This is a genomic window from Streptomyces sp. NPDC104313, from assembly GCF_055583985.1.
In genome coordinates this window covers 267,450-294,212 of sequence record NZ_JBVJMW010000010.1, presented here as the reverse complement: position 1 = coordinate 294,212, position 26,763 = coordinate 267,450, and the positions used below count along the sequence as shown (strand labels likewise).

Annotated in this window: 23 protein-coding genes and 4 pseudogenes; 12 read left to right on the top strand and 15 right to left on the bottom strand. The window is 69.2% G+C overall.

Features of this window, described 5'->3' with window-relative positions:
* Positions 1-256 precede the first annotated feature (256 nt).
* From ACZ60Q_RS24310 to ACZ60Q_RS24300, 3 genes and pseudogenes are all read right to left on the bottom strand, one after another.
* Positions 257-409, bottom strand: a pseudogene (locus tag ACZ60Q_RS24310) (NF041680 family putative transposase); the annotation flags it as partial.
* 19 nt (positions 410-428) lie between these two features.
* Positions 429-1,520 (bottom strand): transposase, encoded by a 1,092-nt coding sequence (locus tag ACZ60Q_RS24305; protein ID WP_469638304.1) that lies wholly within the window; start codon positions 1,518-1,520, stop codon positions 429-431.
* A gap of 252 nt (positions 1,521-1,772) precedes the next feature.
* Positions 1,773-2,354 carry a YdeI/OmpD-associated family protein gene (locus ACZ60Q_RS24300; protein ID WP_469638301.1) on the bottom strand — a complete coding sequence of 194 codons (582 nt, stop codon included), beginning with the start codon at positions 2,352-2,354 and terminating at the stop codon, positions 1,773-1,775.
* 914 nt (positions 2,355-3,268) lie between these two features.
* Here ACZ60Q_RS24300 and ACZ60Q_RS24295 point away from each other — a divergent pair.
* Complete coding sequence (locus ACZ60Q_RS24295; RefSeq protein ID WP_469638298.1) at positions 3,269-3,538, top strand: AbfB domain-containing protein; 270 nt, start codon at positions 3,269-3,271, stop codon at positions 3,536-3,538.
* 240 nt (positions 3,539-3,778) lie between these two features.
* On the opposite strand, the gene ACZ60Q_RS24290 is transcribed toward ACZ60Q_RS24295, so the two are convergent.
* Both ACZ60Q_RS24290 and ACZ60Q_RS24285 read right to left on the bottom strand, forming a co-directional pair.
* Positions 3,779-5,434, bottom strand: a complete 1,656-nt coding sequence (locus ACZ60Q_RS24290; RefSeq protein ID WP_469638295.1) for an alpha/beta hydrolase — start codon at positions 5,432-5,434, stop codon at positions 3,779-3,781.
* A gap of 164 nt (positions 5,435-5,598) precedes the next feature.
* Positions 5,599-8,997 (bottom strand): LamG-like jellyroll fold domain-containing protein, encoded by a 3,399-nt coding sequence (locus ACZ60Q_RS24285; RefSeq protein WP_469638293.1) that lies wholly within the window; start codon positions 8,995-8,997, stop codon positions 5,599-5,601.
* Positions 8,998-9,278: 281 nt separating this feature from the next.
* Here ACZ60Q_RS24285 and ACZ60Q_RS24280 point away from each other — a divergent pair, with 281 nt between their 5' ends.
* The 3 genes from ACZ60Q_RS24280 to ACZ60Q_RS24270 all read left to right on the top strand — a co-directional run bounded on the left by ACZ60Q_RS24280 (position 9,279) and on the right by ACZ60Q_RS24270 (position 10,631).
* A complete protein-coding gene (locus ACZ60Q_RS24280) occupies positions 9,279-9,695 on the top strand; it encodes an ATP-binding protein (protein ID WP_469638290.1) in 417 nt (138 codons plus the stop codon).
* 312 nt (positions 9,696-10,007) lie between these two features.
* The gene (locus tag ACZ60Q_RS24275; protein ID WP_469638287.1) at positions 10,008-10,097 is read left to right on the top strand and encodes a hypothetical protein; all 90 of its coding nucleotides are present in this window, start codon (positions 10,008-10,010) and stop codon (positions 10,095-10,097) included.
* Positions 10,098-10,190: 93 nt separating this feature from the next.
* A complete protein-coding gene (locus ACZ60Q_RS24270; RefSeq protein WP_469638284.1) occupies positions 10,191-10,631 on the top strand; it encodes a GNAT family N-acetyltransferase in 441 nt (146 codons plus the stop codon).
* 326 nt (positions 10,632-10,957) lie between these two features.
* On the opposite strand, the gene ACZ60Q_RS24265 is transcribed toward ACZ60Q_RS24270, so the two are convergent.
* The gene (locus tag ACZ60Q_RS24265; protein WP_469638281.1) at positions 10,958-11,341 is read right to left on the bottom strand and encodes a YkvA family protein; all 384 of its coding nucleotides are present in this window, start codon (positions 11,339-11,341) and stop codon (positions 10,958-10,960) included.
* 84 nt (positions 11,342-11,425) lie between these two features.
* Positions 11,426-11,578, bottom strand: a pseudogene (locus tag ACZ60Q_RS24260) (WhiB family transcriptional regulator); the annotation flags it as partial.
* A 164-nt stretch (positions 11,579-11,742) separates the two neighbouring features.
* Here ACZ60Q_RS24260 and ACZ60Q_RS24255 point away from each other — a divergent pair.
* The 4 genes from ACZ60Q_RS24255 to ACZ60Q_RS24240 all read left to right on the top strand — a co-directional run bounded on the left by ACZ60Q_RS24255 (position 11,743) and on the right by ACZ60Q_RS24240 (position 16,765).
* Positions 11,743-12,876, top strand: a complete 1,134-nt coding sequence (locus tag ACZ60Q_RS24255) for a tyrosine-type recombinase/integrase (RefSeq protein WP_469638278.1) — start codon at positions 11,743-11,745, stop codon at positions 12,874-12,876.
* On the top strand, positions 12,873-14,594 hold the full coding sequence (locus ACZ60Q_RS24250) for a hypothetical protein (RefSeq protein ID WP_469638275.1): 1,722 nt from the start codon (positions 12,873-12,875) through the stop codon (positions 14,592-14,594). The genes ACZ60Q_RS24255 and ACZ60Q_RS24250 overlap by 4 nt, the downstream gene beginning before the upstream one ends.
* A 768-nt stretch (positions 14,595-15,362) precedes the next feature.
* Complete coding sequence (locus tag ACZ60Q_RS24245) at positions 15,363-15,887, top strand: DUF6262 family protein (protein WP_469638272.1); 525 nt, start codon at positions 15,363-15,365, stop codon at positions 15,885-15,887.
* Positions 15,888-15,991: 104 nt separating this feature from the next.
* Complete coding sequence (locus tag ACZ60Q_RS24240) at positions 15,992-16,765, top strand: DUF6193 family natural product biosynthesis protein (protein WP_469638269.1); 774 nt, start codon at positions 15,992-15,994, stop codon at positions 16,763-16,765.
* A 133-nt stretch (positions 16,766-16,898) separates the two neighbouring features.
* Here ACZ60Q_RS24240 and ACZ60Q_RS24235 read toward each other — a convergent pair whose 3' ends face one another.
* The 6 genes and pseudogenes from ACZ60Q_RS24235 to ACZ60Q_RS24210 form a co-directional block, all read right to left on the bottom strand.
* The gene (locus tag ACZ60Q_RS24235; RefSeq protein WP_469638266.1) at positions 16,899-17,372 is read right to left on the bottom strand and encodes an HIT family protein; all 474 of its coding nucleotides are present in this window, start codon (positions 17,370-17,372) and stop codon (positions 16,899-16,901) included.
* Between the two features lie 128 nt (positions 17,373-17,500).
* Positions 17,501-17,617, bottom strand: a pseudogene (locus tag ACZ60Q_RS24230) (WhiB family transcriptional regulator); the annotation flags it as partial.
* 352 nt (positions 17,618-17,969) lie between these two features.
* Positions 17,970-18,488, bottom strand: coding sequence for a pyridoxamine 5'-phosphate oxidase family protein (locus ACZ60Q_RS24225; RefSeq protein WP_469638263.1), 519 nt, complete (start codon positions 18,486-18,488; stop codon positions 17,970-17,972).
* 155 nt (positions 18,489-18,643) lie between these two features.
* Positions 18,644-18,877 (bottom strand): annotated as a pseudogene (locus tag ACZ60Q_RS24220) (SRPBCC domain-containing protein); the annotation flags it as partial.
* A 237-nt stretch (positions 18,878-19,114) separates the two neighbouring features.
* Positions 19,115-20,206, bottom strand: coding sequence for a PP2C family protein-serine/threonine phosphatase (locus tag ACZ60Q_RS24215; protein WP_469638260.1), 1,092 nt, complete (start codon positions 20,204-20,206; stop codon positions 19,115-19,117).
* Positions 20,207-20,281: 75 nt separating this feature from the next.
* Positions 20,282-21,115, bottom strand: coding sequence for a Scr1 family TA system antitoxin-like transcriptional regulator (locus ACZ60Q_RS24210; protein ID WP_469638257.1), 834 nt, complete (start codon positions 21,113-21,115; stop codon positions 20,282-20,284).
* Positions 21,116-21,320: 205 nt separating this feature from the next.
* Here ACZ60Q_RS24210 and ACZ60Q_RS24205 point away from each other — a divergent pair, with 205 nt between their 5' ends.
* Positions 21,321-21,731 (top strand): ATP-binding protein, encoded by a 411-nt coding sequence (locus tag ACZ60Q_RS24205; protein WP_469638254.1) that lies wholly within the window; start codon positions 21,321-21,323, stop codon positions 21,729-21,731.
* Between the two features lie 80 nt (positions 21,732-21,811).
* Here ACZ60Q_RS24205 and ACZ60Q_RS24200 read toward each other — a convergent pair whose 3' ends face one another.
* Positions 21,812-22,525, bottom strand: coding sequence for a ribonuclease H family protein (locus ACZ60Q_RS24200; protein ID WP_469638251.1), 714 nt, complete (start codon positions 22,523-22,525; stop codon positions 21,812-21,814).
* A 204-nt stretch (positions 22,526-22,729) separates the two neighbouring features.
* Between ACZ60Q_RS24200 and ACZ60Q_RS24195 the strand changes: the two genes are divergently transcribed.
* Positions 22,730-24,628, top strand: a complete 1,899-nt coding sequence (locus ACZ60Q_RS24195) for an ABC transporter ATP-binding protein (protein WP_469638248.1) — start codon at positions 22,730-22,732, stop codon at positions 24,626-24,628.
* A gap of 50 nt (positions 24,629-24,678) precedes the next feature.
* Here the strand turns inward: ACZ60Q_RS24195 and ACZ60Q_RS24190 are convergent, their stop codons facing one another.
* On the bottom strand, positions 24,679-24,948 hold the full coding sequence (locus tag ACZ60Q_RS24190) for a hypothetical protein (protein WP_469638245.1): 270 nt from the start codon (positions 24,946-24,948) through the stop codon (positions 24,679-24,681).
* Positions 24,949-25,101: 153 nt separating this feature from the next.
* Here ACZ60Q_RS24190 and ACZ60Q_RS24185 point away from each other — a divergent pair, with 153 nt between their 5' ends.
* Positions 25,102-25,797, top strand: coding sequence for a class I SAM-dependent methyltransferase (locus ACZ60Q_RS24185; RefSeq protein WP_469638242.1), 696 nt, complete (start codon positions 25,102-25,104; stop codon positions 25,795-25,797).
* Between the two features lie 316 nt (positions 25,798-26,113).
* Positions 26,114-26,710: a carbonic anhydrase gene (locus tag ACZ60Q_RS24180; protein WP_469638239.1), complete on the top strand. Its 597-nt coding sequence runs from the start codon at positions 26,114-26,116 to the stop codon at positions 26,708-26,710.
* The last annotated feature ends 53 nt before the right edge of the window (positions 26,711-26,763 follow it).

Below are 26,763 nucleotides of genomic sequence, written 5' to 3'. Positions count from 1 at the left end.
AGCCGCCGCGATCTGGCACAACCACAAGACCCGCCAACCGGTCACACGATCGCTGATCGCCTACGACCACTGATCATTCGGAATGACTCGTCTAGTGTGATCTTGCAATGGTTCATGTCCTGAGCCAGATGGCCAGTGCGTCCACGATTGCGGTGCCGAGATGGACGGGCCTTGACCTCATCATAAAGACCAGCCGGGTCCTCGAAGACAGCAGACCTAACGAAACACTACTGAACTTGCTCTTCATGGTCTGATGTCGGTTTCGTTCGGTGATGCTCTCGGGTCGTTTCACGGTTCTGCCCACGTCGTAGCGGGTGGCGGGCCGTTGGTTCTTCTCGCCAAGCGGCCTGCCTCGTACGGGTGTTGATGGTTTCGATGCACGGGTCGGGCAGGTGAGAGGCTGTCGCAGGGCTCCCGCTCGGCGCTCGTCAAGGACTGCTCTCGGGTGTGTGGTTGATCAGCTTGTTGAGGTTGTGCACCGTGCCAAGGAGCTTGATCTCGGCTTCCACCGCCTGATGGCCGCGGTAGTTGAGGTGTCGTCCGAAGCGTTGGAAGAGCTGGGCGAATCCCGGCTCGACCAATGCACTGCGTTGACGGTACTGGGCGCGTCCTGTTGGGGTGGCCAGGCGAGCCCCCATGCCCTGCTGGCCGGCGGGGGCCTGTTGACGTTTGGCGGGGAAGCCCGCCTGGTCGGCATCGCTGGTGACCGAGACCAGTAGCGGGAGGTCGGCGAGGGTCTCGAAGGTGGCGGCGGAAGCGTAGCCACTGTCGGCGAGCCAGAACTGGATCTCGCCGGGAAGCTCGGCGGCCTGGTGGTTGTGCTGCGTCTTCTTCACCATCGGAATGAGAGCAGTCCTGTCCGAGGGGTTGTCGTGCGCTTCGATGGCCAGCAGGAACTGACGGCGGGCGCACGCAATCTGGATGTTGTATCCCTGCAGGTAGCCGCCGTGTTTCCCGGGAATCAGCCGGGAGTCGGGGTCACTCAGGCAGGCACGGGACTCAGGCGAGGGGGCCGGCCGGGGTGTGCGGGCCCGCTCCAGCCAGGCCCGCATCTTCACCAAGCGCGTTCGCTGGCGGACGAGGACGGTCTTGTGCTCCATCGAGACCGGAGGCCGCCCGTTCGCTCCGCGGAGTCCTGCCGCCCGGTCATCCCGGACGCGGAGCTCGTACTTCCTCAGCTTCTCCTGGTGCGCCTCGGTCTCGGCGGCCAGGCGCACCAGGAGAAGCTGAGGAAGTACGAAGCGTGCGACGGTGGAGTGGTCCACTCGGCGGTTCGCGGTGATGATCCGGCAGCCCACGTCGTCCCAGCACGCCTGCTCGATGCGACGGGAGGAGCGTATTCCCTTGCTGTAGCAGTACAGGAGCAGCGCGACCAGGTTCGGGGGCGGGTAGGCGGCCCCTCCCTGCCCGTCAGGACGGTGACTGTTCTCGAACGCCGAAAGGTCAAGCTGTTCGATGATGCCGAGGACCTTCCAGCACAGGTGCTCGGGTGCCAGCCACTCCCGCACATCCCGCGGCATCTCAAGATCACGGTCACGGTCGCACGACAAGAAGTTCCGACCCACCAGCCAAGATTCCGACGCACGTGTGATCTCCGGAACCGAACAGCGAATCGTTCTTGACGTTCGCCGAGCGGGAGCCCTGCGACAGCCTCTGAGATCGCTGAGACGCGACACGAAACGGTCACGCTTCGCGACATCGCCTCCTTGAGGCTCCCTAAAAGCCTCCGCGGGCCTTGATGCCCTTGATCTGCGCGTCGACCGAGCGGTCGATCATGACGGCCGCTCAGACCTTGCCAACGACGCCACCATCCTCTCCAGGCGGGCCAGCCGGGTCTTCTCGGTGCGAGCGGTGACCAGGCGGAGGTACAGGGCGAACCGGTCGGACTTGCTGACCGTCTCGTAGAACGCCCGCGCGGCCGGGTTCGCGTCGAGCGCCTCGACAAGATCCGGCGGTGCGGTGGCATTCTTCTGCGAGGCATACGCCCTCGCCGAGCGGCCGTCCGCCCGCGCCGCCTCGACCTCGGCAAGGCCACGGGGGCGCATCCTGCCCGCCGCGATCAGCGCCTCGGCCTTGTCGACGTTCACCTGCGACCAGGCGGAGCGGGGGCTGCGGGGTGTCGTGCGCTGCAGAAAGTACGAGTCGTCAAAGCCCCGCCGCTGACCGTCGATCCAGCCGAAGCAGAGCACCGTGTCGACCATCTCTTCCCAGGTGAGCGATGGGATGCCGGTATGCTTCTTGGCGATCTTCACCCAGAGCGCGGTCCGTTCCCCGTGATGCGTGTCGAGCCAGGCCTCAAGGTCGGCCGGGCTCGCGGGGACAAGGATCTCGACGCCGTCCTCGTATGTCTGCATAAACCGCAGACTAGAGGCCCTATAGGACAGATGCCGACCTATAAAGCGCACCGCTCAGGTGACCTGCTCAAGCGGCCTACCTAGGCGACCTGACCGGCTCACTACCTGGCGAGCTTCGTCCTGCCGCCACAGGCCACCCGTCGAGTCGATGAACCGCTTGAGCTGACGGCCGACGCCGAGGTCACGTACTCGGATGCGCCCGATCTCCCCACTGTGGCCGCCCGAAGGAACCCGACGAACCGGGCGGCGCGGCCAGCAGGTCACGGCAGGCGCACGGGCCGTAGTAGCGCAGGTCAGCGACACCTCGGCCAGCGGTTCATCCCCTCAGCACGCGGCAGTTCACGATCTCGGTAGCAAGTGCTGGGAACGCATCCGCGAGTCATGGGTACAGCCCACCTGTCACCACGGCACCGCACATGTCGCAGACCATGAGAAGCACCAGGGGTTGAAGAGCAAGCCAAAAGGCTGTCCCGTAACTTCGGAGACCACTTGCCGATGTCCGGTTCGACCCATTTGGCCGGGATCCCGTTGAGGCCGCGATTCGGTGCGCAATCGGACAAGCCAATCCGTCTGTGGTGACCCACCAGCCTCTGCCCCTCTCCGCGTCGGTCCGCACGGAGATCACGGACGTCGAGACGGGGCGGACGGGCTGCCGGCGTAGGACCGCCAGTTCGTGAAGGTCGATACCGCCCGGGTGTAAGGCCGCCAACCAGGCCCTCATCGAGGCGGCCCTGAGCCCCTGCGAACCTCCCGACCGGGCCGTACAAGTCGCCGCGGGTCACCACGCCGGGCACACCACCAAGCACCTGAGCCACTACCACGCGGCGGCCTCACCGAGGTGGTGAACAGGGGGGAGTCCGGCCGTACTGAGGGCGGACGCCACCCGGAAGATCGTCTCCGGGTTCGCCAACCGGGTGCGCCGCGACGCCCACGACAACTCCGAGCTGTTCAAGGCCGATGCGATGTGGTGCGCAGTCGTGGGGAACGGCGGGGGGGGGCGGCTCACCCGTACCCATCTGCCCGGCAGCCAGCTGCGCCACATCGATTCCGAGATGCGCCCCGCGACGCCCGGCGGCGGGCGGGCGTTCGACAGCCCGTCCCTCTTCGCCGAGGACACCACCTGGCTGGTCGACGCGCCCCGGCCCTGTGATCCCCGTGATCCCTGGGGGACGGTGATCGGGTGACCGGCCGGCCCGGCAGCGACGGAGGGAGTTCTCCGTCACTGCCGGGCCGACTCCGTGCGGTCAGGGCGGTGCTTGCCGCGGGACCGTGATCGAAGGCGATCGGGCTCGGCTCTGGCTCAGAACCGGTCCTGGATACGGGCCGGGGCGCGCTCCGGCATCAGAAGCGGTCCGGCGTCAGACAGTCCGGCGCCAGAGACGATCCGATATCAGAAACGATCTGCTATCAGAGACGATCCGGTATCAGAAGCGGTCCGGGGCCCGGTCCGGGAGCGGAGATCCCGGGAGCACCTGCTCCTGCTGGTTCTGCCGCGCCTTCGCGTTCGACTCGGCCGTCGCCCGGCAGGCCACGTCCTTCGCCGGGAGCTTGCCGGTCAGCAGATAGCGGTTGACCGCGCCATCCGTGCACGCGTTGCCACTGGGGTAGACGCCGTGGCCCTGGCCGCCGAGGACGGTGACCATCTTCGATCCCCTCAGCTGGTCGTGCAGGGCCTGACCGCTGGGCAGCGGCGTCTGCGAGTCCCACTCGTTCTGGACCACCAGGGACTTGACGCTGTTGTTCACCTCGGTCGCCCGCTCCTCGGCCCTGTCCCAGAAAGCACAGGGCTTGATGCTGGAGGCGAAGTCACCGAAGAGCGGATAGCGGCCCTTGTCCGCGATGGCGTCGCGCCGGTAGCTCTCGGGGTCGCGGGACCACGCGGCCGAGTTGTCACCGCACACCACGGCCCAGAAGCTCGCCGAGCTGTTGTCGGCAGGCGCCTCGACTGCCACGCCCGCCGTTCCCCGCTGCTCGGCTCCGGTGAACGCCTTGAGCCTCTCCGGCGCGACGGGCTTGCCGTCGGCCGCCTTCTTCAGCTCCACGAACGCCTCGGTGGCGGACTGCGGGCTGAAGACCGCCCCCCGCATGCCGCTGCGGATGTCGTCGCCGGTGACCAGCTGCCCGCCCAGGTCGATGGGCTCTTCGCCGGCCTGCGCGACCAGGTCCCAGAAGGTCCCCTCGACCTTCTTCGAGGTGTCGCCGAGGCCGTACTGCTCCGAACGCTCGGCGGCCCACTCGGTCCACCGGTCGAACGCGGGCTCGGCGCCCTCCGCCCACCACTGGATCATCCCTCGCCAGGCGCGTTCCGGGTCGACCGCGCTGTCCAGTACGAACCGGTCGGCACGTCGCGGGAAGAGCTGGGTGTAGACGGCCCCCAGGTAGGTGCCGTAGGAGTAACCCACGTAACTGATCTTCTTCTCGCCGAGGACCGCCCGGAGCAGGTCCATGTCGCGTGCGGTGTTGCGCGTGGTGATGTGCGGGAGCACGTCGCCCGCCTTCTCCTCGCACTTGTCCGCGAACGTCCTCGCCCAGGCGACGTCGTCGTCGAACGTCTCCTCCTTGTACGGCCGCAGCCAGTTCTCCTCCTCCGGCTCCAGGCCGCAGGAGACCGGGCTGCTCGCTCCCACCCCGCGCGGGTCGAAGCCGATGAGGTCGTACTTCTGCCGCGCGGACACGGGGAGTTCCTCGGCCATCATCAGCGGCATGTACAGGCCCTCGCCACCCGGACCGCCGGGGTTGGAGAGCAGAACGCCGTGCCGCTTGCCGGGTGTGGTGGCCTCGATCCGGGATATGGCCAGGTCGATCCGCTCGCCACCGGGCCTCCGGTAGTCCAGCGGGACCTTGATCGTGGCGCACTGGAACGTTGCCGGGGCGTCGGCCTCGCACCGCTTCCACCGCGGCTTCTGCTTCGCGTACCGGTCCAGCGCGTCCTTGCTGGCGGACGGGGCCGCGCTCGACGGGGAGGACGCCGACGGGGAGGCGGCCGGAGCGGCGGCGGCCGTGGAGGTGACCAGCGCGGGGGCGAGCGTTGCGGTGATGCCTACCGCCAACAGGGGGGCAAGGCGTCGGCTGTTGCGCACGATATCGATCCTTCCGGTCACATGTTCGGACAGGAAAGATCATTCAGGAACCGGCCCCCTGCGCGGATCCCCCGCCGGGCTGCACCTCGTCTCCACCCTGGGAATGACACAACCGGCATCCATGGTCCGCGAGTTGTACAAGCGAGGGACGGGGTCGGGGCCCGCTATGGCTGTTGACGGCCGTGGAGCGCGGACACCTCCTCGCCGGTCAGTGCCCTGTCGTACACCCCGACCTCATCGACGGAGCCCTTCCAGAAGTCGCCCCTGGCGCCGTCGTACTGGGCCCGACCGACGGAGAGCGGGCCGGTGCTCACATCGGCCGGCCCGGCCTCGGTGGTGGCGGCGGGCTTCCCGTCGACGTACAGCGTGATCGTGTCACCCTTACGGACCCCGACCAGGTGGTACCACCTGGCCGTCTCCGGGGTGATCTCCAGGCGGGCGCGCCTCGCGCCCGGGGTGGAGAAGGCGAACGCGCCCTGCCCGTACTGGAGGTAGAAGGCGTTCTCGGTGCGGCGGCCGTCCTGGCTGACGACGGTGGCGTAGTTGCCCGGCACGGCGTCCAGCGAGGCCCACGCGGAGACCGTGTAGTCCCTCGTGGTGTCCACGACCGGGCCGGTGCTCTGCGCGTACTGTTCCTCCCCGTCGAACTTCAGCGCCGAGCCCGCGACGCCCGGGGCCCAGGACGTACCGCCCTCCAGGGCGAGGTGGGCGTTGTTGGGGCCGCTGTCGCGGGCGGTGGCGCCCTTGTTCTCGTCGAGCGACCAGGAACCGCCGCCCTCCAAGTCGTCGCGCTCACCGGCGGCGGCCCCGGCGGCGATCACCTGGCGGTTGATCTCCCGGACCTTCTTCGGGTCGACCTTGATCTCGCGCCGGTCGTACGTCCACAGACCGTTCAGCTCGTTCTCCACATCGCTGACCTGGGTGTAGACGGAGCCGGACAGCTCGGCGCCGGCGGCGGCGAGGTAGTACGTACGGGTGTTGTCGACGTACTTCGCGGTGAGAGCGGCCTTGTCCGCGACCCCGCTGTAGATGTTGGCGGGCGCTCCGGGCCACATGTGACCCGGAGTCCGGAGCGTGAAGCCGCCGTGCTCGCCGTCCATCGCGGCGCGCCGGTCGTCCGGGAAGGCCGGGTCGTTGTTCACGTAGTCGTGGTGGTCGATGATCTCACCCCTGCCGGAATCGCCCTTGGAGGCACAGCAGTTGACGCCGCTGTGCGCGTTGACCACACGGGACGGGTCCAGTGCCTTGACGTCCTCGGCGATCTTGCCGGTCTCGGAGCGGTCCCACTCCCCCCAGCCCTCGTTGAAGACGATCCAGCCGCTGATCGAGGGGTAGTTGTGGAACTGCTTCATCAGCTCCTTCCCCTGGGCGAGGAAGGCGTTCTTGCCGGTGTCGTTGTCGATGTCGGCGTTGACGAAGTCCTGCCACACCAGCAGCCCGAGCCGGTCGGCGTGGTAGTACCAGCGCGGCGACTCCACTTTGATGTGCTTGCGTACGGCGTTGAAGCCGAGGTCCTTCTGGGCCTTCAGATCGAAGGTGAGGGCGGCGTCGCTGGGCTGGGTATACAGCCCATCGGGCCAGAAGCCCTGGTCGAGCATGGCGAGGGAGAAGAAGGGCTTCCCGTTGAGGACGAGCTTCCGGTAGCCGCCCACCTTGTCGATCTTCAGCTGGCGCATCCCGAAATAGCTCTCGACGCTGTCCCTGGAGCGGCCGTCGGCAAGGAAGACGTCGAGTTCGTACAGGTAGGGGTCGTCCGGCGACCAGAGGTGCTGGTTCTTGAGCTGGAGGCTGAGCTCCCGGTTGGCCGGTCCGGTGACCGTGCCGACGACCTTGCCCTCGCGGTCGCGGGCGATGGCGGTGATCCGGGCGTCGGCGGAGGCCTCGGCGGAGTTGGCGGTGACCGCGAGGCGGCCGGTGTCGATGTCCGGTGTGGTGGTCAGGGAGTCGATGGCGGCGGGGGCGACCGGTTCCATCCACACGGTCTGCCAGATGCCGGAGGTCGGGGTGTAGACGATGCCGCCGGGGTTGGTGGACTGCTTGCCCTTGGGCTGGTTCGGGCCGGTCTTGTCGGTGACCGCGACGATGATCTCCTGGGGGCCGCTGCCCCGCAGCGCGTCGGTGATGTCGGCGGTGAACCCGGTATAGCCGCCGGTGTGTTCGGCGACCTTCGTGCCGTTGACCCAGACGGTGGACTGATAGTCGACGGCGTCGAAGTTGAGCTTCAGCCGCTTGTCCTCACCGGACGCGCCCTCGCCTCCCTTGCCGTCCTCGCCACCTTCGCCGCCCTCGCCTCCCTTGCCGATCGACCACTTCTTCGGCACGGTGACGAGTTTGCGGTAGAACATGTGGTCCTCGTCGCGCTCCAGGCCGGAGAGCTGGGACTCGACCGGGAACGGCACGATGATCTTCTCGTCGAGCTTCTTGCCGAAGACCGGCTGCTCACCCTCGGTGGCCCCGGCGAACTCCCAGGGGCCGTTGAGGTTCTTCCACTGGTCCCGGACCTGCTGCGGCCGGGGGTACTCGGGCAGAGGATGGTTCCTGTCCAGCTTGTCGCCCCAGGTGGTGGTGAGGCGGTGCGTCGAGAGGTTCTTGGCGGTGCGGCCGATCTCCGGGACGGTCTCGGTCCCCGACTTCAGACCGCCCTGGCCGTCGTAGACGACCTTGACGCGCTGGTCCTTCTGGACCGGTGCGGCGAGATCGATGATCAGCGCCCTCGGGTCGTCCGACGCCCGGTTCACCGACTTCACCGGCATCGGGGAGGTGTCGACCTCGATCTTGAGGTGCTCCCTCACCTTCCGGTAGTCCGTGACGCGGTCCTTGAAGGTGGCCTGGAGGCGCTTGCCGTTCTCGGCGACGCTCAGGGCGACCGGGTAGACCTCGAAGTCGGCGGGCGGGGTGAACGCCGACTCGGGCACGATCTGCTTCTTGAGGGTGTCGCTCCCCCAGCGCAGAAACATGCTGGCGCCGCCGGTGTCCTGGAACATCTCCAGCTTGACGTCGTACTTCTCACCGGCCTTCAGGGCGATCGGAGCGCTGTGCTGCTCCTTGTCCCAGTCCGGCTCCCAGTGGTCGATGACAACGTTTCCGTCGAGGTAGAGCCGGAAGCCGTTGTCGCCGATGGCGGAGAAGGTGTACTCCCCGGTCTCCGGTGCCTCCAACTGCCCCGTCCAACGGGCCGTCGTGTGCTCGGACTTACCGGTCGCCGACTCGAACGCCCCGGTGAGACCGGGGAAGTTGATCTCGGGGTCCAGGGAGGTGGCACCGAGTTCGGCGAAGTCACGGGCTCCCGGGGCGGACATGCTGAAGTACTCGCCCTTCAGCCCGTGGACATCGGTGACCGGGTCGTCGGCCGCGAGGGCCTTCGCGGTGGCTTCGACCGGCACGGCGGAGGTGGCGGCCGCCGTCGGGACCAGGGTGGCACCGACCGGTACGAGCAGCGCCGCAGCGCAGGCCAGGGACATGAACAGGGCACGGAGGCGCGGGTGTTGTCGTCTCAAGGCGTCGTCCTCGTCGAAGAGCCGGGGGTGCCCCGAACCAGCGAGACACTGCACATGGTCGAACATTGAGCCACAACACCAAACACTGCACAACGGTCGTGCACGCAGAATTTTCAACGATAGAAACCAGGTCGCCGCCGGGACGCCCATCGCAGCCCCATAGGCCGGCCGGGGCGCCCGATCCACGGAGCGCACCCCGACAGGGGCCCGACCGCGCGACGGTGGAGGGAGCCGTTCGGCGCCCCGTGCGCACCGCGCGTCATATCGGCCCGGCCGTCTTCCATGAAATGCCGTTTCGGGGGTACCCGAATCTCCAGCCGGAAAGCTCACGCGACGGGGTGGAAACCATGAACGACCGCATTCTGATGACGTTTTCACCGGACGGCGAGACCCGTACCGACTTCGTCTGCCGGCCGGAGAAGGCCGCTGACGCGCGGGACGCGGTCAGCGCCTTCGTCGCACGGCTGCACCCAGCGCCGGCCTCGCACACGATCCAGAACCTTCTGATCCTTGTATCGGAGCTGGTCACCAACGCTGTCCGGCACGCGGGGGCCGTCACCGCACTGTGGCTGACCGCGGACCGCAGGGGCGTCCACGTCCGGGTCACCGACCCGAACCCCGCGCATCCGCAGGACCGGACGCCCGATCTGACCGGCCTGACCGGCGGATTCGGCTGGCCGATGGTGCAGCGGCTGGCCCAGGAGGTACGGATCCGCGAGGCCCCGGACGGCGGGAAGGTCATCCTCGCCACCGTGCCGCGCTGAGCTCCCGGGCCTCCGACAGCCTGGTGGTACGACGCACCGACGCCCCGTCGGCCGCCCGTCCCGCCCTTCCCACTGCCCCGGGGGCAGCACGGGACGGCGGGCGCCGGTCGTCAGGCATCGGCAGAGTTCAGGTAGGGGAGAGCGGCCTGCGCCGTCGGCTGCGCCCGAACTCGTTCTGAAAACCGATCCGGGCACCGTGCGACAGCCCTTCCGCCGCGGCGAAAACGTCGAGGACCGGCGCGCGGGTGACGCGTGGCGTGGACGGCGCGGCCTCGGTCTGTACGGGGTACGCGCAAGGTCGCCGACTGCGATGTGGAGCAACAGATCAAGGTGCTGAAGGCCGCTCCGGACAAGAACCGGGCGCTCACCTCGGTCCAGTACATCCAACCCCGTCGGCCGTGACCGGCTGTCTGGGGGGATCACCCCCATGCGCTTGCCTTGCCCAACGAGCATCTGTCGCGGCGTGCGTGTCTGTGCTCGTTCTAGGCTCAGTGCATGAAGATCACTGTGCGGTCAGCGGTCGAGATGGACCTGTCGGAGTTGCTGGCTCTCTACAGCGAGTTGAACCCCGACGATCCTCTGTTGCCCGAGGCGTCCGCAGATGCCATCTGGGCAGCCATATCAAGGCAGCAGGGACGAACGATCCTGGTGGCTGAAGCCGGCGGCGCCGTGGCGGGGACGGCGGACTGCATCGTCATGCCCAACCTCACGCGCGGTGGCCGGGCCATCCTGTTCGTGGAGAACGTCGTGGTGGCCGGCTCCTTCCAGCGGTGTGGTGTCGGCCGTCAGCTGATGGAGGCTGCCGTTCGACTGGGTGAGTCGGCCGGCTGCTACAAGGTCCAACTGCTGGCGGCGGATGACGCGTATGTTCACACCTTCTACGAGGCGTGCGGTTTCCACGCCCTGGCGGAGGGCTTCCGCCGCTACATCCCATAGGAGTCCCGTCGCTGAACGATGCTTGCCGGGGTGAGGGCAGGACCGGTGCCTGGAGCGCGGGTCAACCGGCGCCTCGGCTGCTCTGCTGCTTCTTGGTTTGGTTGAGGATCCAACGGCCGGGCTCGACTGTGCCCCGGCCGGCGCGGGTCCGGAGCACGGGCCACCGGACAGCCTCCGCCCGACGATCCGGTGACCGTGCCCACACCGGAGAACCCGCCGGGCTCGCAGTCGACACCGCAGCCGCCCGGGCCGGACTCCCCGGACCCGCAGGACCCGGGGCTGGGGCTGGGGCTGGGGCTGGGGCTGCCCGCAGGGGACTCCAGGGTTCAGCTGAGGAGGCCGGGGTCCGCGGGGCGCGGGGCAGCTTCGCCGGCCCGGTCCCGGCGCACGGCATCGGGGCGGCTCCCCGGCACTGGGTTCTTCGCGCGCGTACCCGTGCGCACTCCGGCGGCCGACGCCGCCGAATGGAGGGAACGCAGGGCGACCAGCAGGAAGCCGATGTCGTCGAGGTAGACGGGGTCGGGCAGCAGGTCGATCGGTGACACGGTGTAGATGACGGCCCCCCAGACGAGCGCCTTGCCGCGCAGCGGGATCCCGGCGTCGACCAGCAGCTTCCTGGCCTTGAAGACGCGCACCAGGAGCACGACGGCCAGGGCCAGCATGATCAGTGCGGCCACGGCGCCGAGAACGAGCCAAACGGTAGTGTCCATGGCTCATCGTGTACCCACCCACCCCCGAATGACGAACCTGCGGCGACGGTGTCGGGGCCTCGAGGCCGGGCTCGCGCGTGCTGGTCAGGCCGTACCGCGTCCCCGGGCCTCCGCCCGCCTGCGGCTGCGGCGCTTCAGGGCACGCCGCTCGTCCTCGGACAGGCCGCCCCAGATGCCGGAGTCCTGCTTGTTCTCCAGGGCCCACTCCAGGCACGCGGCCTGTACCGGACAGGTCCGGCTTCTCTGGGGGCTGATCCTGTGTGGTGGGACGTTGCGCCGGGGGGCTACGTTGATCTTCTGAAGATCGTTCTCTGGGTGTGCGGCTCTGTGGCGGGTTGTTGCATCAACCGTCGGATCATGGAGTTGCATTGCGTGCCTTTCCTGTCGGATTGCCCTCTGGCGTGCGGTATTGGACGGTCGTCGATGACGGCTACGAGGTCGTGTTCATCGCTGATCAGTGGCTGAGGTTCTTGCGGTTCGGTCGAAGCCGGTCCGAGTTGACGACGAAGGCGTACGCCGGCGGCATAGCGCTGTACCTGCGGTGGTGCCGGTCGACCGGGCGCGACTGGTCCGTCGCTGCGCGGGACCTGGGCTTGTTCATGGTCTGGCTGAAGTACACGCCGTCCTCGCTGGACGAGGACCCGGCGCCGGTCGTGCTGGGGCCGGGCGCCGACCCGGCTCGCAAGGAGCGGAGGGTCAACGGCGTGCTGACGGCGGTGCGGGGGCTGCTGTCGTACGCGGTGTCGGTCGGTGAGGCACCGAGGTCGGTGCTCGGGCAGATCTACGAGTTGGCGGACAGCCGGGACCTGCCGGTGGAGGCCCAGGGCGAAGACTCCGGCCTGACCTACCGGCTGCGGGCTGTCCACCGGAGCCAGGAGCCGGAAGCCGAGGTGGACCGGGCCACCGACGAAGAGCTGGTGGCGATGTTCCTGGAGTGCCGCAACGCCCGTGACCGGCTGATCGTGCTGCTGCTCGGCCGAGTCGGGCTGCGCCGCGGCCAGGCGGCCGGCCTGCACCGCAGTGACTGCCACCTGCTTCCCGACTCGCGGGCCCTGGGCTGCGACTACAGCGGCGCCCACCTCCACGTCCGCCGCCGGGAGAACAGCAACCGGGCCTGGTCGAAGTCGAAGCAGGCGTGGACACAGCCGTTGGACTTCCTGGTGGTCCAGGCTTTCGACCAGTACGTCGATGAACGCCACGAAGTACTCGGGGCGGACGGCAGCGACTTCCTGCTGGTGAACCTGTTCCGCGAGCCGCTGGGGGCGCCGATGCCGCCGGACGCGCTGGGCGAGCTGTTCGAGCGGCTGAGCCAACGGGCCGGGCTGTCGCGGAAGGTCGGCCCCCACATGGCCCGCCGGGCTTTCGGCAGCAACGTCGCGGACGCCGGCGGGTCGGCGGACGAGGTGCAGGCCCTGCTCGGTCAGACGCACCCGGAGTCACCCAGGCCCTACCTGATTCCCGACCGGGCCCGATTGCGCGAGGCGATCGAGCGCGTTCCTTCCCCTCGGTCTCTGCACGGGACGGTGGAGAAGTGATCGGGGCACCTCTGTCGCTGGCCCATGAGCTGCAGGACCTGCGGGCCCAGGTCATCATCGACGCCTTGGACGGCGAGTTCCTGAGCCTGGTGAGCTGGGACTGGGAGTCGCGTGTCGTGCGTTACCCCAAGGTCCACCCGGTGCTGGGCATGCCGGACTGCGAGATCCCCGGCTGCACGAAGGGCACCCCGCTCGGCGAACCGGTCTGTGTCGGCTGCATCGGCCGCTGGCGGCGCTCCGGCCTGCCCTTCGAGGACTTCGCGGCGGTCCCGAGGAACAGTGCCTATCACCGCTCCGACGGGCAGGTCCTCTGCCGTGTCCCGGGCTGCCAGCGGCCGCCCCGGCTGGTGACGCATGGTCTTTGCACCACTCACCAGGCACGCTGGCACAGCTCGTCCGAGCTGACCGTGGAGGACTTCCTGCGGAACTCCCCGCAGCAGGGGCTGCCCGGGTTCGGATCCTGCCAAGTCGCCGCCTGTTACCGGCTGCGCGGCTCGGACCGGACCCACTACTGCGAGGTCCACCGAGGCCGCCTCAACCGCGAACGTCGGTTGGGGACCTTCGACGGAGACGAGGAACGGTGGCGCCTGACGTCGTCGTCGGTGCCGGCCAACCGCGAAGTCAGCCTGCGCGGACTGCCCGACCGGCTGGTCGCCGAGCTCCTCTACTGTCTTCAGATCCGCACCGCCCGGGAGGCGAAGACCAAGGACCACCGGATGCGGCACATCAGCGATCAGCTGCGCCTGCTCCAGGTCCCGAGCCTGGAGATGCTGGGAGAGGACGACCTGATCCGCGCGGGGATGGTCGATGACCTGCGGATGATCATCCGAGGTGGGCAGACTGCGCTGCGCAGGCTGGGGGCGACTGCGGAGACCGAGCGACTCAAGGACGTCTGGGACCTGTTCGTCTTCGGCCACCAGGGCACCCTCACCTTCAGCCGGATCCACCAGCGGCCTCTGCGGGAGGCGGTCAAGGTCTGGGCCTACGACGAACTCCCGCGGCGGCGCGGCCGGAACGTCGCCAGTTCCATGCAGAACATGATCCGCGGCATGGAACAGCTCTCGGACAGCCTGCGGCTGCAGCGAGACGACGAGGGACATGAGCTGCGGCTTCTGAGCCGCACGGACATGGTCAGCTTCTGCAACCGCATCGCGTTCCTCGCCGAGACCGGCGTCTTCGGGGCTCACCACCGGGTCAACGTGATCCGCTACGTCCGCAGAATCATCAACCGGATCCGTGTCCTGGGCCTCACCGGCCCCGGCCAGATGCTCGAAGGGCTGTCGGCGGGCTTCTCCCTGTCCATCGAGGACATCCCCGACGAGCCCGAGGACACCGAGGCCGGACGGGACCTGCCGGACGAAGTGATGCGGGAGCTCTGCGACAACTTCGATCTGCTGGAGAAGATGAGCAACCGCGAGTACCGCGTCGCGGCCGAGCTGCTTGTCGACACCGGCCGGCGGCCGGACGAGATCAGCACGCTGGGCGCTGGAGTGCCTGGCCAAGGACCCGGACGGAACCCTGGTCCTGATCTACGACAACTCCAAGAACTACCGGCTGGGCCGTCGTCTGCCGATCGCGAAAGCGACCGCTGCCGTGATCACCGAACAGCAGGAACGGGTACGCGAACGCTTCCCCGACACTCCGGCCGACAAGCTCAAGCTGCTGCCGAGCCCGGTGGCCAATCCCGCAGGAACGAAGCCGATCGGCTCGATCGGTGATGCCCACCGGGCGTGGGTCAACGCGCTGCCCGACATCATGATTCCGGTCGTCGTCGAGGTCGATGGGCAGCTGGTGACGAAGCTGCTGCCGTTCGACAAGTCCAAGATCTTTCCCTATGCCTACCGGCACTCCTTCGCCCAGCGGCACGCGGACGCCAACGTCGACCCCGACGTGCTCATGGATTTGATGGACCATCGTGAACTCTCCACAACTCAGGGCTATTACCGGGTCAGCCAGGAACGACGACGTGAGGCCGTCGACCGGGTCACCGCGTTGCAGTTCGACCGTCGCGGCACCCGCGTCTGGCGCAAAGCACAAGGACTTCTGGACTCCGAGCACGTGCGGCGGGCCATCGGCGAAGTCGCCACGGCCTACGGCATCTGTCTGGAACCCCACAACGTCGCGGCCGGCGGCCAGAGCTGCCCACTGCGCTTCCGATGCATCGGCTGCGACCACTTCCGCACCGACGTTTCCTACCTTCCTGACTTGGAGCGATACCTCTCGGATCTCCTCCGCAGTCGAGAACGGCTGATGTCGGTCTTCGAGGCCGACGACTGGGCCCGCAGCGAGGCGATGCCCTCCGAGGAGGAGATCAGCCGGGTCCGCCGTCTGATCAACCGGGTCAAGGCGGACCTGGACGATCTCTCGGACGAAGAACGTGCCCAGATCGAAGAAGCCGTCGCCGTGGTCCGCCGCGGCCGCTCAGTGATGCTGGGCATGCCCCGCGTTGGCCAGCCAGTCCCCGACGTCAGGCCTTGGAGGCTTCCGTGATCCCTGCCATGCGCGACGGCCGCCAGGCCGACACCGAGCGGCGGCGCCAGCGAGTGGCAACCGCGGTCAAGAACGCTGCGACGAACGGCACCCCGATCAGCGTCTCGGCCATCGCCCGGCAAGCCGGAGTAGACCGCAGCTTCCTCTACCGTCACCGGGACCTGCTCGAAATCGTCCACGCCGCCGAACTCGAACCGGCAGCTCAGGACCCGGTCGGCGGATCGCCGGTGAGCCGGGCCTCGCTCCAGGCAGACCTCGCCAACGCCCAGGCCCGCAACACCCGCCTGACCGCCCGCGTCCAGCAGCTGGAGAAACGACTGTCGCAGGCGATGGGAGCTCAGGCCTGGCAGGAGTCAGGGCTCGGAGCCCCAGCGGACATCGACGAGCTCCAGCGGAAGATCACGAGGCTGGAGCAGCGCAACGTTGAACTGACCTCCGTGTTGGAGGAGACCCGAGCAGATCTCGATGCCGCGAGGGAGGCCAACCGGGACCTGACCAGAGCTCTGAACCAACGCGGCTGAGGCAGCCACTGATGTGTCGGGGGTTGATGAGGATCTTCGGATTTCCTCAGGCCCGCTCTCACTCCCCACTTGGTTGCGGACTTAATAAAAGTGATCATGTTGGGGTGACTCAGCAACCTGGCCAGTCTCGGCAGCCGCTCCAACCCGATCCTGAGCTGTACTCCGACGTTGCTGCTGCGGGGAGTCTCCGTGCAGCCCTCGCCCAGTGCGCCGCCGAAAACGACCTGGACGTCGGTGAGGTTCGGTCCTCGTCCGACGGTTCGTCGCTCATCCACGCAGGGATCACCAGCCGCAACCCACGACTGGACCGATTCAGCGTGGACCTCGGATCCGCGGCGCGGGTGTTCCTCATCGCCGCGTGGGGTCAAGGTGTGAATCTCACCAACGGCTCCACCAGCGACCTGGCTGAGCTCGCCGAAGCGGCCGCGGCCTGGCACGCAGGCGTCACCCTGGCCGAACTACAAACCGCGGCACCGTTCCTGGAAGTCAGCCCCCTCGCTCTGGCCCACGAACGCGGTCCTGAGTACGCCGTGGCAGAGAAGTGGAGTCGCTACCTGACACCGGACACCTACGAGGATCTGGAAATGCTCCGCGCAGCGCACGCCGAGCACAGATTGCGAGCGCTCTTCCCCTTCACCAGCCACGGCGCCCTGATGTTCAGTAGATGCACCGGTTTCCCGTTCTCCCAGGACGTCTCGGCGATCTATCCGCTCGGTGACCATCGCTATGCGGTCCATCACCGCGGCGAGCCATTCTCGCGCGAACCCGACTACACGGCCCAGGAAGCCGCAGCCGTGGTGGTCGCCCACATGCCGGAGACCTGGGGGCCGGCGGTCGCAGGGACCCAACACGACCTGCGTGACCGCGAGGGCCAGTGACGTCGCGAGGGCCCCAGTAGGCACTGAAGACTGGGGCACTAATGCGAGCGGGTCTGTCCCCATCCCATGAGCACCGGGTGGGGATATTCAACGAGCCTCATCAGGGTCCCAGCTGGTCGCCGACCCCGACACGTCAGGCGAGGAGGCTGCCCAGTTCCTCGTTGATCGCCTCACGCACCGCATCATGTTGCGGGCCAAGGGCATGTTGCTGATCACTCCATCGCTCACGCGGATACAACCACACCGGGCGGCCCACGAGATCGGCCGGCTCCCAGTCGAACCGCGGCCACACATGAGCATGCAGAAATGGGTCGGTGTTCCCGAGGATTTCCAGATTGACCCGCCGGAAAGCCGGGTCCAGCCGCCTGCAAGCGCGCTCGACGGCCTCACCCAGCTTGTCCATGTCGGAAAGAAACGCCAGGCGCTTGCCCTTCCGAAGCTCCGACAGCCGCCCCACCGAGGGATCGTCGACCAAGAGCACCGAGTATCCCGGCAGGAACTGAAAGTCCCCGATCACGGCGAATCCCGCTTCCAACTTCCGGAGCACCGCAGGGTTCTCACCCCGAAGGGCACTGCCGATCCGGTCCATCCGCCAGTCATCACTCATGATCGGCGACCCTACCCAACATCAAGTAGCGCCACAGGTGTTGCACACGATACTGTCGCTCACACCTGCGCTGAGCTGCACATAGTGGTCTCCACTCGCCTCGCGCCACACGGTTACCCCCAGAGAAGGCGGCAGACGGCCTTGGCCTCCTCGGTCTGGACGACGGCGGGGCCCGTGCTCCCTATGGGGAAGAACAGGTCCGGGTCCTCCTCGCGGCAGGCGGCGTGCAGGCGCCAGTTCTCGATGCTGCTCAACTCCGCTCACTCCTGATGTCGATACGTCGTACGTCGCTTGCCGTACGTGTCTTCCGTGCGGGTGACCGGCGATCGGCCCTTCAAACCCGAACCGGGCGAGCCGTGTGGGGCGCCGTGACGCGCAGCGAACCCGTCCGGCGCTTCCTGGCCGACCCCCTCCCCGTGGAACAAAGTGTCAGTGGTGGCAGGACCTTCGCGCTGTGGCAGGACCTTCGCGCTTTTGAGGGGGTTGTTGAAGGCTCTGGAACCCCTCGGTGATCGTCAGCCGAAACTCCGTACACGTTGGCGGGCTCCAGTGATCAGCGCGTCACCGCTGTTCAGAACGTCACCGCTGTTCAGAAGATCAGCGCTGAAAGCGGTAGCGGGTCTGGCTGTACGCCTTGCCCTTCCCGAAGGCGAATCCGGCCTCCGGGTCGATGCGGTACAGCAGGACCCCACCGGAGCGGATGGTGTCACCGAGGCCGTACCAGGTGCCGTCCGGGCTCGTCAGCAGACCGCCGTACTTGTCCTCGTAGGCGTCCGCGGTGGTGCTGCGTTCTGTCGGGTCGCGCACCAACTCGGCACGTCCCTCAAGGGTGATGTCGAGACCGTCCAGGACGTTCGTACCGGTTGTCATGACGCAGTGGTGGTTGCCATGGAGGTTGCGTGCCTTGCGCTCCTGGTCGCCGGTGGCGAAGTACAGGGCGCCGCCGGTCCAGACGGCCAGCAACGGTGTCACATGGGGCCGGCCGTCGGGGCGGACGGTGGACAGCCAGAACAGTCGCGCCTGCTGGAGCTCGCGCAGTGCGGTCGGCCAAGGGGTCGCATCGGCGCCGGAATCGCTGTAAGGGCCGAGCTCGGTCATCGGGTCACGGTCGGACATGAAAGCTCCTCAACGGGTCAGGTGGGAATGCGGTCGGCCACGGTCTCGTCCAGAGGACCGCCACTGCGGGGAGGACTGCCGCGGGCTCACCCCTGCCCGCCCGCACCCGGCTCGACACCCGACGCGTCGAACCGGTCGCCGGTGTCGTGCTTCCGTCAGGACGGCTCCTCCCGGCGGGCGTGGAAGGTGCCCTGCTCGGTGAGGACCAGCCGGGTGCCCTCATCGGACGGGCAGAACGCCACGGTCGTCAGCGACACCGCCGCGAGATCTTCTCCCACGTGCGGCACGGAGGTGTGGACGATGCGCTCGTTCGGGACGGTGTCGCGGTACAACGACTCGAAAGTCAACGACGGGCCGCTGTCCGGGCGGCTGCGGTTGGCCTCCCGGCCCCCGACCCGGAAGTGTCCAGTTCATGGTCGGCGTCGGGCGTCGGGCGTCGAGAACCAGCGGGCCGTCGCCTTCGGGTCGGCCCATGCGGCGAACACCCGGACCCCCGTGGCCGGAAGTCCGCTCACCGGAGAGCCGGCGCCACATTCCCCCGGCAGTTCTCACGGCGGAACGTCCGACCTCCTCGCGGCGGCCGACCCGGGCGGGCCGTGTGGGGGCGCCGCGGCGTGTGGCGCCCGTTACGCGTACGGGCGGTGCAGGGCGAGGAGCGCCTGATCGTCCTGGATCCGGCCGCCGGTGTGATGCCCCACGTCCTCGATCAGCAGGTGGAGGATCTGCGCCGGGGTGACCGGGTCGCCGATCAGTGCGCGGTGATGGACGAGGAAGGGCAGCCGGACGGACGCGTCGTAGAAGACCCCGGACTCGTCGCGGGCCTCGGTGACCCCGTCCGTGTAGCAGATCAGGGTGGCGCCGGGCGGGAACGGGAAGGTGTCGACCGGGCACGACCAGGCCCCCAGGGCACTCATGCCGAGCGGGGGCGCCTCCTCGGAGGGTTCGAGCACGGTGGCCCTTCCATCGGCGTCCAGCAGCACCGGCGGCGGATGCCCCCGGTTCACGAGGCGTACGGCGCCCAGGTCTTCGGCGAACTCGGCGATCAGCGCGGTGGTGAACCCCTCCGCCTGTTCCTGGCCGCCGCGCCTGCCACCCTCGCGCAGAAGAGCCCGCTCCAGCGCGGTCACGAGGCCGGGCAGGTCCTCCGCCTCGTCCGCCGCGTACCGGAAGGCCCCCAGATCCGCGCAGACCGCACTGACCGCGCCCAGGCCCTTCCCTCGGACGTCCCCGACCATCACGCGCACCCCGTGCGGGGTGTCCTGGACGACGTAGAGGTCGCCGCCGATCATGGCCTCGTCCTCGGCGGGCACGTACCGGGCGGCGATACTGAGGTCGCCGAGGCGCGAGGGGGGCCTGGGCAGCACCGCGCTCTGGACCACGGCGGCGATGTGGCGCGCGCGGCGGGTCCGGGCGTCCTGGCCCTCAAGGGCGCGGTTGATGAAGACGGCCAGCACGGTTACGGCCAGAAGGGTGAGCTGGTTGGCGACGGCCCGCTGCCAGGCGAAGGTCCCGTCGTGCCAGACGAGGACCGCGTGGACGGCCATCGCGAGGACGCCGGTCGCGATGATGCCGCGCAGACCCAGGAGCGGTGCCGCGGCGACCGGGGCGGCCAGCAGCAGCGGTGCGGAGGTGACATCCGTCGGGGTCGCCAGGTCCAGCACGACGGCCAGCACGACGACCCCCAACGGGATCCACTTGGCCCTGCGCGGCTGCACCACTCCCCCACGCTGTACGGCGTCGGGGCCCGCCGCATCCCGGGCCGACGGTCGGGCAGGCCGCTACCGGGGCCCGGGTCATTCCGGCAGCGGGGTCCCGGGGCCGGGTGCGGCGGCGCACGCGGCGTCCAGCCGGATGCGGTGGGCCATCACGGCCTCGGGATCGTCGATGACGTCGACCCGGACGCCCGGGGTCTCCAGCACCGCCTGGTCCCCGATCTCGGGCGCGGGCACCCGGAGGATGTGCAGGGGCGGCACGCCGGTCAGGGGATGCGGCGGGTACTCCATGGGCACCACCTGGACGGTGACGTGCTGCTCCTTCATCGCCTCGGCCAGCGCGGCCCGCTGCCCGTCCATGGTCTCCCGGTCACCGACCCGCGTGTGGAGGGCCGCCGCCGGGAACAGGGCCCACAGGGCGGCCCCACGCTCGCGCATGCGGCGGCGGCGCTCCCGCAGCAGCTCGACGCGGCGTTCCCGGCGGGCGGGGGTGTCCTCGGGGTACTGCGTGCGGTGGAGCGCGGCGGCGTAAGCGGGAGTGCGCAGCAGTTCGGGCACCAGCGCCGGGTGCCAGGTCCGTACGAGGCTCGCCGAGGATTCCACCCCGATGACGTCCTGCTGCCAGCCCTCCATCGCGTCCCGCCACCGATGCCACCAGCCGGGCAGGTTCGCGGCTCCGAGCCCGGCCATGATGGGCTCGGCCACGCCGGGCGGAACGCCGTAGCAGCGCAGCAGTTCGCCGACCTGCCGGGCGTCGAGTCCGGTCTCGGCACGTTCGATGCGCCGGACGGTGGCGGGGTGGGCGTCCAGCGCGTCGGCCGCGGCCCGAAGGCTGATTCCCGCACGTTCCCGCAGCATACGGAGGCGGACCGCGAGGACACGGTGCTCCACGGTGGGACCTGAGCGGGCTCGCATGCGCGGAACCTTCCTCGTCGAGCTTCGGGGCGAAGCACTACACACTCTGTCGCTTGCAAAGTATGCGTTTTGCGTCGAGAGTACATACATGTCGGAAATAGTCAGTTGCGCGGAGCGCGCCCCCGATGACGGAGGTGTCCGAGGCGCCAGAGATGTCCGAGGTGCCGAAGGCGTCCGAGGTGCACACAGCTGGTGGGTTCCCCGATTGCCCGGGGGCGTCCCGGAGGCCCGGCACCGGGTCCAGGAGGCCATGCGGGCCTGGGGCGAACCGGCCGAACGGATCGAGGCGGCGGCGCTGATAGTGACCGAGCTGGTCACCAACGCCGTGCAGCACACCAGCACCCGGCGGATCCGCTGCCGGCTCCTGCGCTCCGCCGACGGCGTGCGCATCTGCGTGTGGAATCGCGGCCGGTCCCGAATCCCGGCACCGACGGCCTCGGGCGGCTCGGCGGGCCTTCCCGCGGCCGGGGTCCCGGCGGCGCGCGGCCACGAGGACGACGAGATGCCCGACCGCCTGGCGGAGCACGGCAGGGGCCTGCTGCTCGTCGACGCGCTGGCGGCCCGCTGGGGCACCCGCGCCGCGCTGGCGGGCCGCCTCGTCTGGGCCGACCTCTGAGCCTCTCCACGACGCCCCCACGGCGCCCCCATGACCGATCGGAGCGCCCCCGGGCGTCTCCTCCCGACGCCCTCGCGTGATCAGGCGGGAGCGGTGCGGCACTCCGGGTGACCCCAGCCGTTCGGGTTCTTCGCGATCGGCTCCTTGACCGCGTACGGCTTTCCGCAGTGGCACCGGCCCGCGAAGCGCGCCGCGATCGTGCCGGTGGACCGCCCGCCCCGGGAAGCACTCGCGGCGCTCCGTCCCTTCGCGCCGCCCGACGCCCCGGACGCCTCCGATCGCCCCTTCGTGGACCGCGCGGGCGCGGGCACCGGCAGAGCCGTGGCGCCGTGCGCCGTACCGGCCGGGCGTTGGACCACCGCCGCCTCGCTGGCGGCCTGGTCCGCGATCGCGTTGAGCGGGTCGCCGTTCACCTGGTGTGCGGGCACATAGCGGAACGTCACCGAGCGGTCGGCGAGCAGGGCGTCGATGCGGGTGACCAGCTCGCGGTTGGCGACGGGCTTGCCGCCGGAGGTCTTCCAGCCGTTGCGCTTCCACCCCGGAAGCCATTTGGTCACGGCGTTCATGGCGTACTGCGAGTCCATCCGCACCTCGAGGCGCACCGCCGGACCGGTGGACTCCAGCAGCTCCGCCAGCGCCGTGAGCTCGGCGACGTTGTTCGTCGCGGTGCCGAGCGGGCCGGCCTCCCAGCGCACGGGGTTCCCCTGCGTGTCGGCGACGACCCACGCCCAGGCGGCCGGACCCGGATTTCCCTTCGACGCCCCGTCACACGCGGCGATCACGCACTCGTTCATCCCCTGATCATGCCAGCCCCGCATGACCGTTCCGGCCGGCCCGCGATCACCGCGACCGGGGTGCGCCCCGACACCCCCGCCCCACCACGCTTGACCTCAACCAAACCTGAGGTCCTAGCGTTCCGAGCGAACCCGGGGCCGGACGGCCCACGGGATCCGCAGGCCGTCGGGGGAACCGGGGGCCATCAGACTCCGGAGCGCCCCATGGACATGGAAGTCACCGCGTGGCATTCGCTGCACAGCGCGATGAACGCCCAGCAGGATCGACGCCCCTTCTCCCGGACGGTGTTGCGCCGCATCATGGTCTTCGCCCGGCCCCACCAGCGGCGGATCTACCGTTTCCTGCTGTTGAGTGTCCTGACGGCGCTGCTCGCGGTGGCCACCCCGCTGCTGGCCGGGAAGGTCGTCGACGCGATCGTGAACGGTGCCCGAACCGGGACCGTCACCTGGTTCGCCCTGCTCATCGCGCTCATCGCCGTCGTCGAGGCCGGTCTCGGCCTGCTCACCCGCCAACTGTCGGCGACGCTGGGCGAGAGCCTGATCCTGGACCTGCGCACCGCCGTCTTCAACCATGTGCAGAAGATGCCGGTGGCCTTCTTCACCCGGACCCGGACCGGCGCCCTGGTCAGCAGGCTCAACAACGATGTGATCGGCGCACAGCGGGCGTTCAGCAATACGCTCTCCGGCGTCGTCTCCAACGTCGTCACCCTGCTGCTGACGCTCGTCGTGATGCTCACGATCTCCTGGCAGATCACGCTGCTCTCGCTGGTGCTGCTCCCGGTGTTCGTCGTGCCGGCGCGCCGGATGGGGGTCCGGATGGCGGGACTCCAGCGGGAGGCCGCCGACCACAACGCCGCGATGGGCACCCAGATGACCGAGCGGTTCTCCGCCCCCGGCGCGACGCTGGTCAAGCTTTTCGGGCGTCCCTCCGACGAGTCCGCCGAGTTCGCCGCCCGCGCCGACCGGGTGCGTGACATCGGTATCCGTACGGCGATGGCCCAGTCGGCGTTCATCACCGCCCTCACCCTGGTCTCCGCCCTGGCGCTGGCCCTGGTCTACGGGCTCGGCGGCTACTACGCCCTGCGCGGCAGCCTGGATCCGGGGGCCGTCGTGGCGCTGGCGCTGCTGCTGACCCGGCTGTACGCGCCGCTCACCGCACTGGCCGGGGCCCGGGTCGAGGTGATGAGCGCGCTCGTCAGTTTCGAGCGGGTCTTCGAGATCCTGGACCTGAAGCCGCTGATCGAGGAGAAGGCGGACGCCCGCCGGGTGCCGGAGGGCCCGGTCTCCGTGGAGTTCGACCAGGTGTCCTTCGGCTACCCCTCCGCCGAGAAGGTCTCCCTTGCCTCGCTGGAGGAGGTCGCCACACTCGACGACCGGGGCGGCACACCGGTCCTGCACGACGTCTCCTTCCGTGCCGAACCCGGCCAGATGATCGCCCTGGTGGGCTCCTCCGGAGCGGGCAAGTCGACGATCGCGCAACTGCTGCCCCGGTTGTACGACACGGACGCCGGTTCCGTGCGGCTGAACGGTGTCGACGTACGCGACCTGAGCACGGACTCGATCCGGGACACGCTCGGCATGGTCACCCAGGACGGGCATCTGTTCCACGAGTCGGTGCGGGCCAACCTGCTGCTCGCCCGGCCCGACGCCTCCGAGGACGACGTCTGGGACGCCCTGCGCCGCTCCCGGCTCGACGGTCTGATCGCCTCGCTGCCGGACGGACTCGACACGGTGGTGGGCGAGCGCGGCTACCGGCTCTCCGGCGGGGAGCGCCAGCGCCTCACCATCGCCCGGCTGCTGCTGGCCCGTCAGCGGGTCGTGATCCTCGACGAGGCGACCGCGCACCTCGACTCCACCTCGGAGGCCGCCGTCCAGGAGGCGCTGGCCGAAGCGCTGGCCGGCCGGACCGCCCTGGTGATCGCCCACCGGCTCTCGACCGTACGGGCCGCCGACCGGATCCTGGTCGTGGAGGCGGGCCGGATCGTCGAGAACGGCACGCACACCGAGCTGCTGGCGGCCGGCGGGAGGTACGAGGAGCTGTACCGCACCCAGTTCGAACGGCCGTCGTCGGACAGGAAGAGCCCGGTCCAGCCGGTCCGCTGACCCGACGCCCGTCCATGCGCCGTCCGGCCGGACCCACCGGCCGGGCGGCGTCAGCGCATGCCGATGCGGGCGAGCGAAGCCCGTTCGGCGCTCCGCAGCCGCCGCAGCGCGTGGCCGCCGCACCGGCGCCACTCCTTCGGCGACACCCGCGGACGATGCCCGCCGTTGGTGACGAGCGCGTTCACCGACGTCATCGGATCCGCCGCCATGGTCTTGGCCAGGAGTACGCCGACCACGAGCGGAAGCAGCGTGACGGCCAGGGCGGAGCCGGCGGTGGTGACGTGCTGGATACGGGGGCTGCGCGGCGCTTCGGAGGTCATACGGTCATCGAACAGCGGCCAGGGAAGCGGAACATCGGGGAACGTACTCAGGAGTACGGGACCGGCATACTCAGGCGCTCGCGGGGGGGACGGTCACAGCGGCCGGGTACGCGGATCCCCGGACCGCCGCCGACCACGGAAGGGATCGCCTCGATGGGTGACAGCCAGGGACTCGGGGACAGCGGGGAACACCGTGCCGACCAAGGGCTTCCGGACGCGGACGTCGGCGGCGGAAGTCCGGCCGCGGCGGTGTTCGACGCGCTGGGAGCGGAGTACGAGCGGGCCTTCGCCGCTTCGGCGGCCCACCGCGAGTCGTTGCGGAGGCTGCTGGCGGACCTGGCCCCGGGGAGCCGGGTGCTGGACGTGGGCAGCGGGACGGGCCGTCCCACGGCGCAGACCCTGGCGGACGCGGGGCACCGGGTGCTGGGCGTCGATGTGTCGCCGGTGATGACCGCGCTCGCGGCCCGGCAGGTGCCGGGGGCGGAGTTCCGGTGTGCGGACGTCCGTGATCTCCTGCTGTCCGAGGGCGAGTTCGACGCGGTCTGCGTGTACTTCTCGCTGCTGCAGATGGAGCGGGGAGAGCAGCGCGGGCTGCTGGAGCGGCTCGTGCGGTCGCTGCGGCCCGGCGGACTGCTGATCGCCGCGACGGTGCCGGTGGACGCCGCGGGCGTCGACGCGGTGTTCATGGGGCAGCCGGTCCGGGTCTCCAGCTTCGGCGCCGAGGAGTTCACCGTCCTGATCACGCGGGCGGGGGCCGCCGTGGAGTGGGAGCACCGGGCGCTGTTCACCCCGGACCATCCGGCCGGCGTACCCGAGCCGCACCTCTTCCTGCACGGCCGCCGTACCTGACGGCGCCGCCTTCCCTCGCGACACGCCCCACCCATTGGCTATCACAAAGAACAAGCCGAATGAATGACATGGGTGGCGCATTTGCGTTCGTTCACGAGAAGGTAATGCGATAGCAAAGTTATGGTCGTTATGCTCAGCTGTAGTCGTATCCGCAAGGAGCGATCGGGGTGGGCCTCTCAGCGGCCGCCATCCGGCAAACCGCAAGGTGAGGCACCCTCACCATTCCGAACATTCATCCGGTTGTAAACAACGCATTCGTCAATATGACCCGACCACACCGCTCCCCGGCACCGCCGGATGCAGGAGGCAGGCCACCATGCAGTCCCTCGTAGAACACGCCCGGACATTCACCGAGCACGTCGCCGCGAACGCAAAGCACTTCGAACGTCTCGCGGACGGCCAGACCCCCGAAGCACTCTTCGTCACGTGCTCGGACTCGCGTGTCGTTCCCTCGCTGATCACCGGCGCCCGCCCGGGTCAGCTCTTCGAACTCCGCACCGCGGGCAACATCGTTCCCTCCTACCCGGCACAGGACCGGCCCACGGGCGAGGCCGCGACCATCGAGTACGCCCTGCGCGCGCTCCAGGTGCGCGACATCATCGTGTGCGGGCACTCCCACTGCGGCGCCGTGGGCGCCGTGTTCCGCGGCGAGGACCTCTCCGCCATGCCCGCCGTCCGCCACTGGCTGGAGCAGTCCACGGACGGCAGGGATCCGGCAGCGGACCCCGACGACCTCCCCGTGGCGATCCAGGCCCACGCCCTCGCCCAGCTCAACACCCTGCGGGGCTACCCCGCGGTGCGCGAGCGGCTCGCCGAGGGCACCCTCGGCCTGCACGCCTGGTACTACGAAGTAGACACCGGCTCCGTCAGCGTTCACCGACCGGAGCGCGGGAGCGAGTTCGCCCGCCTTTGACGGTTTTCCCTCCCCCCACGCCCGCGCGCCCGGTCCCCCGGCCGGGCGCGACC